The sequence below is a fragment of the Arenibacter arenosicollis genome (genome assembly GCF_014397245.1).
Lineage (GTDB): Bacteria > Bacteroidota > Bacteroidia > Flavobacteriales > Flavobacteriaceae > Arenibacter > Arenibacter arenosicollis.
The window spans coordinates 86,183-104,270 of sequence record NZ_JACLHY010000003.1; the positions used below are offsets into that span (position 1 = coordinate 86,183).

General features: G+C 42.7%; 13 protein-coding genes. 10 read left to right on the forward strand and 3 right to left on the reverse strand.

Annotation, left to right across the window (positions count from 1 at the left end):
- The first annotated feature begins 5 nt into the window (after positions 1–5).
- From H4O18_RS04870 to H4O18_RS04885, 4 genes are all read left to right on the forward strand, one after another.
- Positions 6–2,303: a glycosyl hydrolase family 95 catalytic domain-containing protein gene (locus H4O18_RS04870; RefSeq protein WP_187581995.1), complete on the forward strand. Its 2,298-nt coding sequence runs from the start codon at positions 6–8 to the stop codon at positions 2,301–2,303.
- Positions 2,304–2,387: 84 nt separating this feature from the next.
- Positions 2,388–4,226: a right-handed parallel beta-helix repeat-containing protein gene (locus H4O18_RS04875; RefSeq protein WP_187581997.1), complete on the forward strand. Its 1,839-nt coding sequence runs from the start codon at positions 2,388–2,390 to the stop codon at positions 4,224–4,226.
- A gap of 167 nt (positions 4,227–4,393) precedes the next feature.
- A complete protein-coding gene (locus H4O18_RS04880; RefSeq protein ID WP_187581999.1) occupies positions 4,394–5,377 on the forward strand; it encodes a metallophosphoesterase family protein in 984 nt (327 codons plus the stop codon).
- Positions 5,378–5,515: 138 nt separating this feature from the next.
- The gene (locus H4O18_RS04885) at positions 5,516–6,748 is read left to right on the forward strand and encodes a Gfo/Idh/MocA family protein (protein WP_187582001.1); all 1,233 of its coding nucleotides are present in this window, start codon (positions 5,516–5,518) and stop codon (positions 6,746–6,748) included.
- A 74-nt stretch (positions 6,749–6,822) separates the two neighbouring features.
- Here the strand turns inward: H4O18_RS04885 and H4O18_RS04890 are convergent, their stop codons facing one another.
- Both H4O18_RS04890 and rimK read right to left on the reverse strand, forming a co-directional pair.
- Positions 6,823–7,788, reverse strand: coding sequence for a succinylglutamate desuccinylase/aspartoacylase family protein (locus H4O18_RS04890; RefSeq protein ID WP_187582003.1), 966 nt, complete (start codon positions 7,786–7,788; stop codon positions 6,823–6,825).
- Entirely contained in the window at positions 7,778–8,653 is an 876-nt protein-coding gene (gene rimK, locus H4O18_RS04895; protein WP_187582005.1) for a 30S ribosomal protein S6--L-glutamate ligase, read from the reverse strand. The genes H4O18_RS04890 and rimK overlap by 11 nt, the downstream gene beginning before the upstream one ends.
- A gap of 949 nt (positions 8,654–9,602) precedes the next feature.
- Here rimK and H4O18_RS04900 point away from each other — a divergent pair.
- The 5 genes from H4O18_RS04900 (at position 9,603) to H4O18_RS04920 (ending at position 13,583) form a co-directional block, all read left to right on the forward strand.
- Positions 9,603–10,517 (forward strand): alpha/beta hydrolase, encoded by a 915-nt coding sequence (locus H4O18_RS04900; RefSeq protein WP_187582007.1) that lies wholly within the window; start codon positions 9,603–9,605, stop codon positions 10,515–10,517.
- Between the two features lie 146 nt (positions 10,518–10,663).
- On the forward strand, positions 10,664–11,098 hold the full coding sequence (locus H4O18_RS04905) for a thioredoxin family protein (RefSeq protein ID WP_187582009.1): 435 nt from the start codon (positions 10,664–10,666) through the stop codon (positions 11,096–11,098).
- Entirely contained in the window at positions 11,095–12,084 is a 990-nt protein-coding gene (locus H4O18_RS04910) for an FAD:protein FMN transferase (RefSeq protein ID WP_246474006.1), read from the forward strand. Before H4O18_RS04905 ends, H4O18_RS04910 begins: the two co-directional genes overlap by 4 nt.
- Before the next feature lie 4 nt (positions 12,085–12,088).
- The gene (locus H4O18_RS04915) at positions 12,089–12,298 is read left to right on the forward strand and encodes a DUF4266 domain-containing protein (protein ID WP_103438930.1); all 210 of its coding nucleotides are present in this window, start codon (positions 12,089–12,091) and stop codon (positions 12,296–12,298) included.
- A gap of 7 nt (positions 12,299–12,305) precedes the next feature.
- Complete coding sequence (locus H4O18_RS04920; RefSeq protein ID WP_187582011.1) at positions 12,306–13,583, forward strand: DUF3570 domain-containing protein; 1,278 nt, start codon at positions 12,306–12,308, stop codon at positions 13,581–13,583.
- A gap of 19 nt (positions 13,584–13,602) precedes the next feature.
- Here the strand turns inward: H4O18_RS04920 and H4O18_RS04925 are convergent, their stop codons facing one another.
- Positions 13,603–16,629: an aminotransferase class III-fold pyridoxal phosphate-dependent enzyme gene (locus H4O18_RS04925; protein ID WP_187582012.1), complete on the reverse strand. Its 3,027-nt coding sequence runs from the start codon at positions 16,627–16,629 to the stop codon at positions 13,603–13,605.
- Positions 16,630–16,824: 195 nt separating this feature from the next.
- Between H4O18_RS04925 and H4O18_RS04930 the strand changes: the two genes are divergently transcribed.
- Complete coding sequence (locus H4O18_RS04930) at positions 16,825–18,087, forward strand: PQQ-dependent sugar dehydrogenase (RefSeq protein ID WP_187582014.1); 1,263 nt, start codon at positions 16,825–16,827, stop codon at positions 18,085–18,087.
- The last annotated feature ends 1 nt before the right edge of the window (position 18,088 follow it).

Sequence of the window (18,088 nt, forward strand, 5' to 3'; positions counted from 1 at the left end):
AACATATGACGACTAAAACAATGTACATCTTGGCCATAATTCTCACCATGGCAAGTTGCAATTCTGAACCTAAAAAAGTGGAGCTTGACCGAATTCCCAAATACAAACTTAAATTCGATCAATTGGCCACTACTTGGGATGAAGCCATTCCTTTAGGAAATGGCACAGTTGGAGCCTTGGTTTGGCAAAAAGACGGAAAACTGCGATTATCCTTGGACAGAGCTGATCTTTGGGACCTGCGCCCCATGGAAAATTTAAATTTTAAGGATTTCGGATTTGATTGGGTAAAGGAGCAATGGGAGAAGAATACGTACAACAAAGTTCAGGAACGCTATGACGTTCCTTACGACAATTTACCGGCACCTTCCAAAATTCCTGGAGGAGCCTTGGAATTTGACGTAAGCGGATTGGGTGAAGTGGAATCGGTAAAACTGAATTTGGATTCGGCAATTTGTGAGGTAAAATGGAAGAACGGAGCCCTTCTAAAAACCTTTGTACACGCTTCAGAACCTATAGGCTGGTATTCCTTTGAAAATATATCGGGAGATTTAGACCCCTCCATAATTCCACCTGCCTATGTTTCTGTAAAGCAGGCCAGCGCAGATAATCCGGTAACTGGGCAAGACCTTAGAAGACTTAATTATGATGGCGGTAAGGTTACCCAAAAAGACCATTACATAACTTATGACCAAAAGGGTTGGTCCGACTTTAAATTTCAAGTGCACACCCAGTGGAAACCTACACCTACAGGTTTTCAGGGCAGTTGGAGCATTAGCTCCCAAACCTCGGAGAAAGAACCTGAAGAAACTGCTGAGCAGGTGGTAACAAAATCGCTTGAACAAGGAATTGAATCCTCCATGAAAAGTCATATAGCTTGGTGGATTTCCTTCTGGAACAAGTCTACGATTAAGGTTCCCGATCCTGTTTTGCAAAACCAATGGTATATGGAAATGTACAAATTGGGGTCGGCCGCCAGACAAGGGGCGCCACCAATATCGCTTCAAAGTGTATGGACCGCCGATAATGGAAAATTGCCGCCTTGGAAAGGTGATTTTCATCATGATCTAAATACACAATTAAGTTATTGGCCTACCTATTCGGGAAATCATTTGGATTTGGAACAAGGGTTTATCGACTGGCTTACTCAATACAAACCAACTTTTAAAAAGTATACCAAAGATTTCTATGGCACTAACGGACTTAACGTTCCGGGAGTTACCACTCTAACGGGAGACCCTATGGGCGGTTGGATCCAATATTCATTTGGACCTACCGTAGGGGCTTGGCTTGGACAGCATTTTTATCTACATTGGCGCTATTCCATGGATCGCGATTTTCTAAAGAATGAGGCATATCCGTGGATCAAAGAGGTGGCAATTCATTTTAACGAATTGTCGGTTTTGGATGAAAAAGGAAAAAGAAAACTGCCGCTGAGTTCCAGCCCTGAAATCCATAATAATTCCCGTGAAGCATGGTTTGGCGATATGACCAATTTTGACCTAGCATTGATTAAATGGACTTATTCCCATGCGGCAGAACTGGCCCTGGAGCTAGGGTTAAAAGACGAAGCGGAAAAATGGAATGCCAGCCTTAAAGAGTGGCCGGATTACGCCATGGATGAAACAGGGCTTATGTTTTCCCCTAGCCTGACTTTTAATGAATCGCACCGCCACTTCTCCCATTTAATGGCGATACATCCACTTGGATTAATAGATGTTGCAAACGGTGCAAAGGACAAAGAAATTATAGAAAAGACCATTGCCAATTTGGACGCCACTGGCTCTAGCGAATGGGTTGGATATTCCTTTAGCTGGTTGGCTAACTTAAAGGCAAGGGCCTATGATGGGGAAGGTGCTGCAAAAGCACTAAAGGATTTTGCCACCTCTTTTGTACTGCCCAATAGCTTTCACGTCAACGGCGACCAATCGGGGACGGGAAAATCCAATTTCACTTATAGACCATTCACCCTGGAAGGCAACTTTGCCTATGCCGCAGGACTTCAAGAAATGCTGATACAAAGTCACACCGAAACGATACAACTATTTCCAGCCATTCCCAATGATTGGAAAAATGCAAGCTTTAGTAAATTGCGGACAGAAGGTGCCTTTTTGGTTTCCGCTCAAAAGGATGCCGGGGTCGTGAAATGGGTAAAAATCGTTTCCGAAAAAGGAGGGGAAATTCGGCTTAAGAACCCCTTTCAGAAAAAAGAAATTTCCATCGGAGATAAAATAAACCATACCTGGGATGGCGACACACTGATCATACAAACCGATCCAGGGCAAGAAATATGGCTTAAACCTTAGTGAACAATAACCTCTCCCTAAGTAAGTAAAATATTTTGATGCTTCCAATTATATGTGAAAGAGAGATCAAAAACGGCCAGAAATATGAAAAAAAAATCGCGTCTTAAAATACCTTTTTTGGCTGTCTTTATTTTGCTGGCCAACCTTTCCTTGGCACAGGAAATTATAGAAATCCATGTTTCACCAACTGGCTCTGATTCCAACCCAGGGACGGTAGACAAACCAATAAAAACACTTCATAAGGTTACTGCAATATTGGGAAACATGGATTCCGCTGAACTACCCAAAATTGTAGTTTGGCTTAATGATGGTATCTACCGCATAAGTAAACCCATAGTAATAGATTCAACCGTAAAGAAAAGTGGAATTCCCCTGAAATTTAAGGCGGTTGAAGGCTCAAGGCCTACAATATCCGGGGCAGTGGAACTAAAGCATTGGACTAATTTAGGTGATGGCATTTGGGTTGCGGAGGTTCCCAAGAATCTTGGAATTTTTAGGGAATTTTTCGTTAAAGGCAAACGCGCTGTGCGGGCCAGACATCCCAACAATGAATATCTTAGGGTGAAGGAAGTAGGGGCTGATAGACGAACCAACTTTACTTATCACACGGGCGGCTTTCCACAACCAAAAAACGCTGGAGAGGTAGAACTGGTCGTATTACACGATTGGTCCATTACCCGAATTCCTATCAAAAACATTGACAAGAACATCAATTCAATCATTGCGGCCGATTCTATCGGTGCCAAGGGCTTGGACTTTTTTAATCTTGACCAATGGGAGCCAAATCCACGATACTTCCTGGAAAATGATATTGAATTTTTGGATATGGAAAACGAATGGTATTTGGACAGCTCCGCATCAAAAATTTACCTTAAATTACCACTAAACCTTAACCCTTCCCAACTGTCCATCGAGGTGCCATTAGCGGAATCCTTAATGCTTTTGGAAGGTAGTGAAGAGAGCCCAATTTCCAATGTTAGCTTTGAAGGGATTAGCTTTCAATACTGTAGATGGAATATCCCTAACCAAACCTATGCAGGAATACAAGCCTGTAATTTTGATACGCAAAAAGGCAATAAAGAATGGGCAGTGGTGCCAGCCGCTATCCGGACGACTTGGGGTACCAATATTCGATTTGAAAACTGTGAATTCTCTTCCTTGGGAGGAAGTGGCATCTGGTTAGGAACGGGAAGTAGGAATTGCACTATTAAAAACTGTAGACTTCAAGATATTTCCGGAAATGGGGTTATGATAGGCGAAGGTCAGGATCGACTCGTGTCTGGTGAACCATGGTGGAAAGATGCCCCTCAACAAGCCGCCCTTGGGAATACGGTGGAGGACTGCGATATTTCCAATTGCGGAGTACAATTCTATGGTGCCGTTGGTATATGGTGCGGATTAACTGCTGAAACTATGTTGAAAAACAATAAGGTGTACAACCTGCCCTATACCGGTATTTCCATCGGTTGGATGTGGAGCCCGGAAGTAACCCCCTGTAGGGACAATACCATAGAAAACAATCATATTCACCATGTAATGCAAACCCTTAGTGACGGTGGAGGAATTTATATGCTGGGCTTACAACCGGGAAGTAAATTGATTGGCAATCATATTCATGATATTTCGGTCAACGCGGGAAGAGCTGAAAGTAATGGGATGTTTTTAGATGAAGGAACCAAAGATGTATTGGTAGAAAACAACCTAATCTATAATATTGCCAAATCCCCCCTAAGGTTCCACAGAGCTTCGACCAATATAGTTAAGGACAACTATTTATTTTCCAATGGAAAAACGCCAGGCATCGCTTATAACAACACCCCGCTGGAAAATATACATCAGGAAGGTAATAAAGAAATAAGCACGGACCAGCTAGATTATAAAGTTTTGTTAAAAGAGGCCATGTCCAAATACGTTAGGCCGTAACCAATCTTAAAAAATTCCCCTTGAAACATTGATCATCCTGGTCCTTAACAAAATATTAACAATTGCATTTGCCATATTTCCACCATTGGGATATCAAATAATTATATCTTAATTTGGAATTAAATGAAAATACCAAAGCTGAACCTTTTATCCATTAAAATTTTACCATGAAGCATCTGAAATCACTATTTATTACCGTCTTTGTCCTTTTATTTGGGCTTGGTGCATATGCCCAACAATCTGAAAATCCTTATAACCCTGAGCCAAAAATGGATCAATTAAGGGCCAGAAAAGGTAAGAAACCTACACAAATGCACTTTTTGGTGTTTGGGGACTCCAAGGGATCGGAACATTTTCCTGGCGTTTTAAAAAGGGCAGATATGTTGCAGCCCGATTTCTGCATTACCACTGCCGATCTGGTAAACCGAGGGGCTGGTGATCAAGGCAAGATAGACTACAAAACCTTGGACGAGGATGGGGGTTGGTTTATGCGAAAATATCCTATGTGGCCTACCGTAGGAAACCATGAGGAATCTGGCGGGGAAGATGGCATAGAGAATTTCAGTAATTTCTTCGGGATGAAAAAAGCGATGTACAGTTTCAACTATGGCAACGCTAAATTTATTGCCTTGCCTTGGCCAAAAATAAAGGACGATCCCAAAAAATTAAGATGGCTTAAAAGGGAGTTAAGGAAAGCAAAAGGAAAACACATTTTTGTCTACAAACACCGTCCGCATTATACCATGGGCAATAAATCCTATGACGATGTGGAAGGCGCCGAAACAGAGACTACCAAACTATTTGACAAATACAATGTCACTGCTGTTTTTAGCGGACACGACCATATTTATTACCGCACCAAAAGAAATGGCACCAATTACATTATTTCTGCTGGAGCTGGTGCCAGCATCTACTCACTGAAAAGGGAAAAGGATGCCATTGAAGGCGATGCCTATTACGGTAAAAAAGTGGATGAGGAACAAGGTGAAGGCATAGCCCCTTATAAATTCCACGCTGCCGATGGTACGGAAACCGATATCCCTGAAGCTATGTTTTATGTATTGTCCGTTAAGATTGACGGTGAAAAAGTAGCCATTCAAATGATAGATGCAAAGACCGGAAAGGTTTGGGACGAGGCCGATATTAATTAATATTTGCCATTTGCCCAAAAGGGACCTTACGATAGGCCAGAAACACCATAATTATTGGAGACTTCCCATTATCCCATAAGTAAAAGACGTAATTGGCAACTGATCTATTTTCACACGAAATAAAAATAATATAAGGTTATGAAAGCAATAAAAAATGGAGTCACTGCCAATCCCAATAGAAGAAAGTTTTTAGGCACCGCGTTACTGGGCAGCAGCGCCATGGCCTTAGCCCCTCATTTTGCTTTCGCAAACATACCGGCCGTAGATAAAAAGGTTAGAATAGGTATTGTTGGAGGAAGGTTTGGTGCCGGCTTTTATTTTCATGAACACCCCAATTGCATCGTAGAAGCAGTAAGTGATCTTCGTGCAGATCGCCGCAACCATCTAATGGAGGTATACTCCTGCAAAAAAAGCTATGAATCCTTGGCAAAATTGCTACAGGACCCTAAAGTCGAAGCTGTTTTTATTGCCACTCCGGCCCCAGATCACGCTAAGCATGTTTTGGCCACCCTAAACGCGGGGAAGCATGTTTTATGTGCAGTACCAGCCGCTTGGACACTGGAAGAATGTTATGAATTAAAGGAAGCAGTGAATCGTACTGGACTTACGTACATGATGGCAGAAACCAGTGTTTACAGACAGGCTACCATCTCGGTTAAAAAGTTTTATAAGGAAGGAACTTTCGGGAAGGTTTTCAGTGCCGCAGCCGAATATAATCATCCAGGGCTGGAGGAACTGTATTTTGAGGATGGCAAGGCTACTTGGAGACATGGGGTGCCGCCTATGTTATATCCTACACATTGTACTTCGTTCTTAATTTCGGTAACAGGGGAACGGCTAACACAGGTTAGCGCTATGGGTTGGGGGGATGATAGTCCATTATTGCAAAACAATCCATACAACAACCCTTTTTGGAACGAAACTGCCTTTTTCAAGACCAACAAAGGAACACCTTTTCGTGTAGAAGTGAACTGGAAAGGAGCTCTACGTGAAGTTGAAAGGGGAGAATGGAGGGGCGATAAAATGAGTTTTTATATGTCTGAGCATGGAGGAGGGGATTCCACAATAGTAAGGGCATCCAACGAAATTGGAAAAGATGATGCAGGTTTTAAAAACAAAAAAAGTAGGGTAGAAAAATATGATCAGCCGCTATGGTGGAAAACGGATATGCTACCCACGGCACTTAGACATGGTAGTGGACATGACGGTTCGCATTCTTTCATAACCCATGAGTTTATAGATGCAATCGTAAACAACCGTGACCCAGAAATCAATATTCATGAAGCCCTAGCGTATACGGCACCAGGGATTGTTGCGCATTCATCAGCACTAAAGGGAGGTGAATCTATGAATATTCCTAGTTTTGATTAGTATAACTGTACCCCGCCGTTAAGAATTGACACAAAAAGCCAATAGTTCCGGATTCAGAACAAGGACTTTTAGGTTTAATCCTGTGCTATATGAAAAATAGCATCGCCCTGGTTTACGATCGGAGATTGGTTGATACATATGATATATCCATCGCTCTGCGCATTTACTCTCCTTTCAAAGTTGCCAAAGGGATCGGATATATTTCCTAAAAGATCTCCTTTTGATACTTTACTCCCTAAAGAAATAGAGGGGTGAAACATGCCAGAATATTTTGCCCTGACCCACTGGGATGACCCAATAGTCACAGGTTGTGGAGATTTAGGCTCCATTAGCTTTAACTCTCCGGTAAAATTCCTCATTCCCAAATGATCCATTACCCTAAGCGCTCCTGCAATCCCCATCTTTGTAATCTGGTTATTTATATCCAAGGATTTTCCCCCTTCAAAAAGCAATACTTTCTTACCCATTTTGGCCAAAGCTTCCCGAAACGACTTCTCCCTAGTTTTTGCCAATACAACAAATGGTGCACCAAATACTTTTGCCAATTCCATACATTGTTCATCGCCTTTATTTATCCTGGTCTGCGGCGCATTAAATCGGCTTTCAGCTCCTGTGTGATAATCGATGCAATAATCCACTTTAGGGGCAATTTCTTTCATAAGATGATAGGCAAACCTACTGGCCAAGGAACCTCGGGGACTCCCTGGAAAGACTCTATTTAGATCTCGCCCATCGGGGAACTGTCTTGCCTGGTTTAGAAAACCGAATATATTGACCACAGGGATACATATGACCGTTCCACAATCCGGCCTGTTATATTTTTTGGAAATCAATTTGCGAATGATCTCAACTCCGTTAATCTCATTCCCATGGATGCCGCCTGTTATCAATAAAACAGGTCCTGGATTTTTTCCTCTTTGTACAATAATGGGAACCTCAATTTTTGTCCCGGTATGCAATTTTGCGATATCCAGATTTAGCAGCATCCCCTTTCCGGGCAAAACAGTTTCGCCCAATAATACATTTTTCCTATTCGGCATGTCTTTCCACATATTTTATCATAAGACCAGCAATATCTTTTCCCGTCGCGGCCTCAATACCTTCCAGACCGGGGGACGAATTTACTTCTAAAATCAATGGACCCCTAGCGGATTGAAGCATATCTACCCCGGCCACTCCCAGTCCCATGACCCTGGCCGCTTTTATGGCCGCATTTTCCTCTTCATCGGTCAGCTCTATGATATTGGCCGAACCACCCCTGTGCAAGTTGGACCTGAACTCTCCTTCCTTTCCCTGCCTTTTCATGGCCCCTACTACTACCCCATCTATAACAAAGGCACGAATATCGGCTCCTTTGGCTTCCTTAATAAATTCCTGTACAATTACCCTTGCTTTTAGGCCATTAAAAGCTTCCAATATGGATTCTGCAGAATTCCTATTGTCCGCCAGTACCACCCCAAGTCCTTGGGTACCCTCCAATAATTTAATGACCACCGGTGCTCCCCCGGCATTATCTATGATGGTTCCCACATCCCTGGAATAATTACTGAATACCGTCTTGGGAAGTCCCAAACCGGCACGCGATAAAATTTGTAGGCTTCGCAGTTTGTCCCTTGAACGGACCAGTGCCTGCGACTCAACCGCGGTAAAGACCTTCATCATTTCAAATTGTCTTACCACAGCCGTACCATAAAAGGTTATAGATGCCCCTATCCTAGGTATAACTCCAGAAACGCCTGTAATTTCTTGCCCTTGATAAATAAGTCCAGGCTTCTTCTTTTCTATGACCAGATCGCACTTGCCATGATCTACGACCAACATTTCATGGCCTTTTTTTTCGCCCGCCTCAACAAGACGACTGGTAGAATATAATTTGGGGTTTTGGGAGAGGATTACGATTTTCATATATGTATCTTGTCAGTATTATTTAAGTTCATAAAAAGGGAATGGATTTAGGTTTTCGAGTTCTAATATCTGCCTTAACAATTAATATACGGTAAATCCTTTGATTAGATCACTTCAAGGATATTATTTTGAACATAATCGATTAAAAATAGTCTAATCTCCCACTTAGGTCTGGTAAACTTAAACAATCAGGCTAAATTATAGAGATAGTAAGATCTGCTGAATCTTTGGTTTGGCCTTTCCTTGGACATTCAAAATAGCTACCGGGGTCACTTCGAAATGAGTTGCCCTTTTGCAACGATTGAGAAGTCTCACATCCTTAGTTCTCATATTGAATTTAGCTTCCCATTAGCACTGAGCGGAGCTACTTGTGTGATTTAGCTCATGATATTTCTATTTTACGGGTATTCGTGAACCTTCGGTTTCTCCTCCCTACCGGTCGTTACGAAATGACTGAGGGGGTCACTTCGAAATGAGTTGCCCTTTTGCAACTCCCGATAGCTCTCGGGAGGGAAGGCGCACATATTTGTCTTTCCTATAGGATTTGATACGCCTAAGCTTGTAGCGGAGCTACTTGTGTGATTTAGCTCATGATATTTCTATTTTACGGGTATTCGTGAACCTGCGGTTCTCGCTATCGCAAGGAATGACTGCAGGGGTCACTTCGACCGAGTCTCCTTTTTTAAAAACACCATTATCTTACTGGAGTCAGAACACCATATAAATATATTTCCCTCATTACCAGTTGTTTAAAATATTTATCATAAACACAATGCATTAATATACAATTTTCAATAATCCTGAAGCATCAAAATTTTAGACCCTGAAGCAGCAAAAGACCTATTATAAGTACCCATTTTTTGGAACAGTGTATGCCATGAAAACAAAAAACCCTCTTGTTCAACGATATTTTTTATCTTTAGCCTGATCAACCTATTTTAAAGATATAATGAAATCATTTATTTTCCTTTTTACCATCTTATTCTCCATGACCTCTTTCGCTCAAAACACTATACTCCCGCTTTGGCCCAACAACATTCCCAACTCCATTAAAACAGACGAAAAAGAGGAAGTCGTAAGTGCGGACATCGTGCGGATAGCTAAGGTACAGCTGCCACAGATAGAAGTATATCTGCCTGCAAAAAAAATAGCGACAGGACAGGCTGTATTAATTTTTCCTGGAGGTGGCTATGGCATATTGGCCTATGATTGGGAGGGAATGGACTTTGCCAAATTGCTAAACTCCAAAGGCATTGCAGGCATTGTAGTAAAATATCGTTTACCCAGTTTAAAATCACAAACAGAAATACACAAAGTACCCCTACAGGATGCACAACGCGCCATTAGGACGGTTCGTTCCAAAGCTGCTGAATGGAATATTGACCCTAACAACATTGGAATAATAGGCTTCTCGGCAGGTGGTCATTTGGCTTCTACTTTGGGCACCCACTATAATGAAGAAGTGAATGCCAAACAGGATGCTATTGACCAAATGAGTGCTCGCCCAGACTTCATGACCTTGGCCTATCCCGTGATTACTATGGGGGCGCCAAATACCCATGGTGGCTCCAGAAAAAACCTACTTGGCGAAAATCCTTCCCAAAAAATGGTAGATCATTTTTCGAACGAATTGCAGGTTACCGCCGATACCCCACCTACTTTTTTGGTGCACGCCACGGATGATACTGCTGTTCCTGTAGAAAACAGTCTCTTATTTTATACTGCACTCATAAAGCATAAGGTTGCGGCGGAAATGCATATCTATCCAACCGGAGGTCACGGATTTGCTTTGGGATTGCAGGACCCGCATTTGGCCACTTGGACAGATCAATGGATCGGTTGGCTACATAGTTTAAATAATTAATTCCAAAAAAAGCTGTGGCAGTACTTACGGCCAGAAACAGTACAAAAGTTTGTAAGGAAATATCTTATACCCGACAATATCTAAGTACAGATACTATATCTTGACATGCCCAAAAAACTCTACCTTTATCACTAAAACATATTGGAATGAAGAAGTGGACATTAATTATGGCTCTTTTATTCACTGGTATCAGTACTGCCCAAAAATGGGAAAGCGATTGGACAGCTGCTGCTGCCCTGGCAAAACAAAATCACCAAAATGTGCTGTTGGTATTTTCAGGTTCCGATTGGTGCGCCCCTTGTATTAAACTGGATAAAAACATTTGGCAGACCTCTGAATTTCAGCAGTACGCCCAGGACCACTGGACCATGCTAAAGGCCGATTTCCCAAGAAAAAAAGCCAATCAGCTACCAGATGACCAAAAAAAAAGAAACGCCCAACTCGCAGAAAAGTATAATAAAAAAGGATATTTCCCTTTGGTCCTAATTTTAGATCCAAATGGCAATATTCTAGGCCAAACTGGATTCAAAAATATATCTGTTAAAGAATATATTGCACTTTTAAAATCGTTCGAAGGTTGAAAAACCCAATTTTAATCGCGATTGCCTTTTTGGTTCATTGTGTCATTTTTTCGCAAGAATCGGCACATAGACGGACCACAAAATTAATGGGAAGTAGGTTCGATATAACCGTGGTTGCCCAGGATGAAGCTACCGCTAACCAATACATAGATATCGCCATTGAAGAAATTACCCGAATCGAAAAGTTGATTTCATCATGGAATGCTTCTTCCCAAACCTCAGAAATAAACAATAATGCCGGCTTATCGCCTGTTAAGGTATATCAAGAATTAATAGACCTTATAGAACGGTGTATCACCATCTCCAAAATTACCGATGGTGCTTTCGATATTAGTTATGCCTCCATTAATAAGGTTTGGAAATACGATGGAAGCATGTCCGAGATGCCCACCAAGGAGGCCATAGAAAATTCTGTTGCCAAGATAGGGTACCAAAACATTGAACTCGACAAGAAAGCACAAACCGTGTTTCTAAAATTTGAAGGTATGAAAATAGGTTTCGGGGCCATTGGAAAAGGATATGCGGCAGATAAGGTGAGGACCTTGTTAAAAACGAAAGGCGTAAAGTCCGGAATTATAAATGCCTCAGGGGATCTAACCACTTGGGGGAAACAGCCAGATGGCACGGACTGGATGGTTGGCATTACCAACCCTCTTAATAAAGACAACATAATCTCTTGGTTCCCGGTTAATAATGCGGCCGTCGCAACTTCCGGTAATTATGAAAAATACGTCACCTTTAATGACGTAAAATATAGCCATATTATAGACCCAAGAACCGGATACCCTTCCACTGGTATCCTAAGTGTTACTATATTTGCTCCTAGTGCCGAATTATGTGACGCCCTGGCAACCTCTGTTTTTATAACAGGAGTGGAAACGGGGCTTAATATGATAAATCAAATAAAAGGGGTGGAATGTATAATTATAGACGACCAGAACAACATCCACACTTCCAAAAATATTGAACTCAACAAAACCCAATAGCATTATGCGACAATTGATCATACTTATTATTGGCATGTTATCACTATCCTCATGCGTTGCCGTAAGGGAATATGATAAAGTGTACCTCAATGACGAAGAAATGAGCTTGTCTTCCAAAAGTTTGGAGCGATTTGAAACTAATTTTCAGATATATCGGGAGGCTGCTGCCGGCGCCAATGGGGGCAAAACAGGTGGTGGATGTGGATGTAATTAAAATAAAAATGAAGAGATTAGGATTTATATTGTTTTTTGGGTTGATTTCGTTGGCAGGATATTCCCAGGGAAACAATCTGGAATATGTTAAAAAAGTCTTGGAAACTCCTGAAGTGGAGCTGCTATATAGCTATTATAGCCAGGATGGAGACAATGCTGCGGTAACCGGTGGGGAGGGAACAGAAAAATTGACGGATATGACCCCGACCATTATCGTAAGTATCCCCTTAGGGGAAGATAATGTTTTGACTTTGGACGCCGGAATATCTGCTTACACCTCTGCCTCATCAAGCAATGTAAATCCATTTGATGGAAACCAAACAGCAAGTCCGTGGGTGGCATCTTCGGGGGCCTCCAAAAGTGATGCCCTAACCTATTTTCACCCAACTTTTACCCATAATTCCAAGGACCGAAACAACCTCCTTAGCGGAAACATTGCGGTGTCCGCAGAATACGATTACTTTTCATTGGGTTTCGGAGGTGGCTTTACCCATCTTATGAACGAAAAAAATACGGAATTGGGGATAAGTGGACAAGTATATTTGGACACCTATAAACCGCAATACCCCATTGAACTGCGTAAAGGTTTTTTCGATAACCGAATTACCGGCACAGGTACCTACTCTCCATTATTTAATGAGTTTAACGACTTAAACAGAAACTCCTATTCCCTTTCCCTTAATTTTTCCCAGATTATCACCAAACGCTTCCAAGCGTCGCTGTCACTGGATTTTGTTCTTCAGGATGGATTACTTTCTACTCCACACCAGAGGGTCTATTTACAGGATAGAAACGATTTTTATATAGAGGAATTTCAGTTGGCGGATAATGTTGAATTATTGCCCACTTCCAGATTTAAATTACCAGTTGGAGGAAGGCTTTCCTATTACCTCAACGATCAAATGGGCCTACGCGCCTACTTTAGATATTATTATGACGATTGGGGGGTTACCGCTTATACCGGAAGTTTGGAAATTCCCATTAAAATATCGGAGAAGTTTGCCGTGTTTCCCATGTACCGCTATTACACCCAAACAGCCTCTGATTATTTTTACCCCAAGGAAACGGCTTTATCATCCTATGAATACTATACTTCGGATTATGACCTATCGGCCTTTAACAGCAACCAGTACGGTTTAGGCATTACCTACAAGGATATTTTCACCCAATCCAAGGTATGGAAATTCGGTTTAAAGAGCATTAGTTTTAGGTTTAACCAATACGAAAGAACAACCGGTTTAAGCGCCAGTATTTTTGAATTGGGTGCCAAGTTTATTATGGATTAGTTTTTACAAGTATTGAGCATTATAATTTCATAAAATCCTCGCCCAAAATTTTTCTAAGGTAAAAAATTAGTTCGCTGGCATTTTCCTGGGTAAAGACCATAGGAGGTTTGATTTTTAATACGTTATGGTCCGGGCCGTCCGTGCTCATAAGGATTCCGTGGTCCTTCATACGGTTGGCCAAATAATCGGTCTTTTCCGCCAAAGGTTCCATATTTTCATCCACCAACTCCAACCCCAAGAAAAGTCCCTGGCCCCTTACATCACCAATAATGGGAAATTCCCTCACCAGAATTCTTAGTTCCTTTTTTAAATAAGTTCCAACCGCCAATGCATGTTCTTGTAGCTTCTCCCGTTTTACCACCCTCATGACCTCGGTACCTATGGCACACGACACGGGATTGCCCCCAAAGGTGTTGAAATACTCCATTCCATTGGCAAATCTTTCCGCTACTTCTTGGGTACAGGCCACAGCAGCCAGGGGATGTCCGTTGCCAAGGGGTTTCCCTACGGTCACGATATCGGGGACCACCCCGTGCAATTGGAAGCCCCAGAATGTAGTGCCCATACGGCCACAACCCACCTGCACCTCATCGGAAATACAGAGTCCGCCCGCTTCCCTAACGTATTGATAGGCCTTGGCCAAGAATCCCTCCGGTAATTCTATCTGTCCCCCACAGCTAATAATGGGTTCTATGATGAAGGCTCCAACTCCCCTTCCCTTGTCCAGTATAATGTCCATCTGCTTTTTGACCTCCAAGGCATATTGTTCTCCCGTATTTTCTCCCCGGTACTTGCCCCTAAAGGCATCGGGAAGTGGAAAAATATGGGTATGTTCCGGAGCGCCCTGGCCTCCCTTTCCATCAAACTTATAAGAACTGATATCGATGCACATATTGGTGTTGCCATGGTAGCCTACTTCAGAGGCGATTATGTCGCGCTGCCCGGTAGCGGCCTTTACCATACGGATTGCCAACTCGTTGGCCTCACTGCCGGAATTAACAAAATGGAGCACACTTAATTCTGGAGGCAGGGTCTCCAACAGCTCCTTGGCCAGCTCATTTATATTTTCGTGCAAATACCGACTATTGGTATTGATCAAGGCCATTTGTTCCTGTCCCGCCCTTACCACTTCTGGATGTTCATGCCCCACATGGGCCACATTGTTTACGGTATCCAGGTACTTCCTGCCATATTGGTCCATTAGGTACTGCCCTGCACCCCGAACCATTTTAATGGGCACCTTGTACTGCAGGCTTAGGCTTTTTCCCAAATGCTGATTTCTATATTCCAGGATATCTGCATTGGAAGTAGCTTGCCTTCCCTCCAGTCCCTTGGCCTGAAACAAAAGGTTGGGGTCCGGACAAAGGCTTTTCCATAAGTGGGTCTGACTGTAATACCCCACTCCGGGGAAATCAATTTTAAATTCGAGCATGGAAAGCATGATCTGAAAATGCAGATGCGGGGCCCAATTGCCGTTCTCCGCACAACTGCCCAGGACACCAATTTCATCGCCTGCCCTTAAATGGGCGCCAAGCTTATGCCGGATGGCACTGCCCACCGATAAATGTCCGTATAGGGTATAAAACTCAAAGCCTTCCTCCCGGTGCCTCAAAATTACCAGTCCACCGTATTCCTTGTCCCCTGCATCATTTACAGCGGTGACCACCTCCCCGTCAAAAAGGGCATGTACCGCTGTAGCCGCCGGCAACCAAAAATCGACCCCCAAGTGAATGCTCCTACTCTCCCTCCCTTTGTTCCCGATCTTATCATAGGACGTAGTGGTGTAGAGAGGGCGGGGCTCAAGATAACCTCCGGCCAATATTTTGGAAGGATGTTCTCCCTGCAGTTTATTAAGTCTATACTGAAAATAATCCAGATCGTTAAAGTCCTTTTCATGCCCCAACCATTTACTGGACACACTAAGATCCAAGGGGTATACTGTGTTGGAACCTACACTGGGAAAGAGTTTATCCAGGGAGAAGGAATGCTTTTTGGCCCAGGCCAAGAATTCTTCTTCTTTTGGGTGGGCGGTATATCCACATGCACCCCTAAAACTAAAATGGGCAAAATCCGCATTGATGTCCCTCCATTTCCGGAGCAGTTCCCAGGCCGGTTCTTCGCTGATCAACAGATAGCTATTGTCCGGTTCCTCCTTTTTATTGATGGCCGATTTGGTTACGGATATTACTAGGCGCATGGCGATGGCCATGTACAAATGTTCCAGTTCCGTTTCTTCCAAAGGAAAGGCATGGTGATAGCCCTGTACAATGGGCATTGCGGCCTCCAAGGGGTCATTGTGCCCCATGATGGCATAGGCACAGGCCACGGCCAGGTCGTTAATGATCTGCGTATGGACCGAATCCCCAAAATCTATTGCGGAGATCACATGGGGATCGATCAGGTCCCCGGAAACAATAACATTGTTGTCGTTGGCGTCATTGTGTACCACTGCCTTGCGTAACTTGGAATAACCGGGCTGCGACTCTTTAAATTGATTCTGAAAATAGGAGATAACTTCTTTGTCCCCATTCTTAAAAAGGTCAAGATATTCTGTGGTCCAATTTCCCTGACTTATGTCCCAGACAAATTCCCGATGGGCCTCGGGATGGTCAAAACCTTGCAAAGCCTTGGTGAGTCTCCCACATTGTTCCCCCAGACTATACCGAAGATCATCCAATTGGGGATTCACCCCACTCCAGACCCTTCCTGATATCCAGGACAGAAGCCGCACCTTCCTGATCTGCCCATAATCGTCCCTGATCTCAGAAATCAGATTCCCCCGCCTATCCGGAACGACCTGGGGAGATGTTAGATCTTTGGCATGTTCGCTGGCGTAGAGCAGCAATTTCTGTTGAAAGTCCAAATAATCCTCGTTCTCGTTGGGCCGGGAGACTTTCAAAATATACTGCTGTCCATCCGATGCATCGATCTTAAAATTAAAATCGATTTCCCCAGGCAATGGATTGGCCGTACCTTGAACATTAAAATTTTCAGCGGCGATTTTAACCGCCTGATCTGCAATTATTCTAATCTTGCTATATTCCATTTAATTTGACCTACACTATTGAACTCTCCCATGAACCAATAAACCAACTACCAAAATAAGGATAATATAGTCATGTGTCCTTGGACTTAAAAATAAAAATACTATGACAGATATGAGACTGTTTTTATTTTTCTCTTAAAAATAATATTGATATGCTATCTTTAGAGCTTTATCAAACTATACCAAAACATATTTATGAAAAACTTCATTTCCCGCACTTTAGTACCTTATTTGTCAATGATTGTTTTATTGGGCTTAACCACTCAATGCAAGGAGAAATCTCCACAAAAAACGGAACCTATCAATGAAACCGTTATAGCAATCCCCGAAGGATTTTCTATCGAAGTTGTAGCACAAGATTTGGGAAATCTAAGACATATGACCGTTTCCAAAAACGGAGATATTTACGTAAATAGGTCTAAACTAAAGGATGATAAGGCCATTGTTTTATTAAAGGATAACGACCAAGACGGGAAAATTGATGAAGAACAGCAATTTGGCAATCTCGCCGGGACCGGCATCTTGATTAAAGGCGGTTACTTATACACCTCCTCAAATTCTGGTATCTATCGTTATAAATTAAATGGACAGGACGAAATTATCGATATTGATAATCCAGAGAATATTGTGGACGGACTAGCGGATAAGGGCCGTGACAATGCAAAATCGTTTGTAATGGACGATAATTCCAACTTGTATGTCACCATTGGCTCATGGAACGATTCCTGTCGTGAAGAAGGTACCGGAAACGGCATTATGCCCTGCGCTATCCTGGATTCTGCTGGAGGAATTTGGCAATTCAAGGCCGATAAACTAAATCAATCCTTATCCAATGGTAAGCGATATGCCACTGGGGTTAAAAATGCTGTAGCCACTGCTTGGAACTTTAAAACCAACACCTTATTTGCTGCTGTTCATGGACGCGGTGCTTTCCATGATTTTTATCCGGATTACTATACCGCCAAGCACAGTGCAGAGCTTCCGGCCGAAACATTGTATGAATTACATGATGGTGATGATGCCGGATGGCCCTACATCTATTACGATCAGTTTAAGAAAAAGAAAATGCTAGCTCCTGAATATGGGGGCGATGGGGAAAAAACAGCCGGCGAAAACGCCATAGATCCCCTATTGGCATTCCCTGCCCATTTAGCTCCAAATGATATTCTTTTCTATACTGGAAATATGTTCCCTGAAAAATATAAAAATGGCGCTTTTATTGCTTTCCATGGTCAGTCCCCAGAGCTAAAAAAAGGCTATTTTGTGGCCTTTGTGCCCTTTAAGGATGGTAAACCCAATGGAAATTGGGAGATTTTTGCGGATAACTTTTCCGGAATCGACTTGGCAAATCCCAGTGGCCCCATACAGAATAGACCATGTGGTTTGGCACAGGGCCCCAAAGGCGAGCTCTATGTAAGTGAAGATCTTAAAGGCACTATTTATAAAATATCCTATTAAT

Excerpts from the sequence above, each read along its gene's own strand:
- H4O18_RS04870 (WP_187581995.1), top strand. The coding sequence starts at position 6 with ATGACGACTAAAACAATGTACATCTTGGCCATAATTCTCACCATGGCA.
- H4O18_RS04875 (WP_187581997.1), top strand. The coding sequence starts at position 2,388 with ATGAAAAAAAAATCGCGTCTTAAAATACCTTTTTTGGCTGTCTTTATT.
- H4O18_RS04880 (WP_187581999.1), top strand. The coding sequence starts at position 4,394 with ATGAAGCATCTGAAATCACTATTTATTACCGTCTTTGTCCTTTTATTT.
- H4O18_RS04885 (WP_187582001.1), top strand. The coding sequence starts at position 5,516 with ATGAAAGCAATAAAAAATGGAGTCACTGCCAATCCCAATAGAAGAAAG.
- H4O18_RS04890 (WP_187582003.1), bottom strand. The coding sequence starts at position 7,788 with ATGCCGAATAGGAAAAATGTATTATTGGGCGAAACTGTTTTGCCCGGA.
- rimK (WP_187582005.1), bottom strand. The coding sequence starts at position 8,653 with ATGAAAATCGTAATCCTCTCCCAAAACCCCAAATTATATTCTACCAGT.
- H4O18_RS04900 (WP_187582007.1), top strand. The coding sequence starts at position 9,603 with ATGAAATCATTTATTTTCCTTTTTACCATCTTATTCTCCATGACCTCT.
- H4O18_RS04905 (WP_187582009.1), top strand. The coding sequence starts at position 10,664 with ATGAAGAAGTGGACATTAATTATGGCTCTTTTATTCACTGGTATCAGT.
- H4O18_RS04915 (WP_103438930.1), top strand. The coding sequence starts at position 12,089 with ATGCGACAATTGATCATACTTATTATTGGCATGTTATCACTATCCTCA.
- H4O18_RS04920 (WP_187582011.1), top strand. The coding sequence starts at position 12,306 with ATGAAGAGATTAGGATTTATATTGTTTTTTGGGTTGATTTCGTTGGCA.
- H4O18_RS04925 (WP_187582012.1), bottom strand. The coding sequence starts at position 16,629 with ATGGAATATAGCAAGATTAGAATAATTGCAGATCAGGCGGTTAAAATC.
- H4O18_RS04930 (WP_187582014.1), top strand. The coding sequence starts at position 16,825 with ATGAAAAACTTCATTTCCCGCACTTTAGTACCTTATTTGTCAATGATT.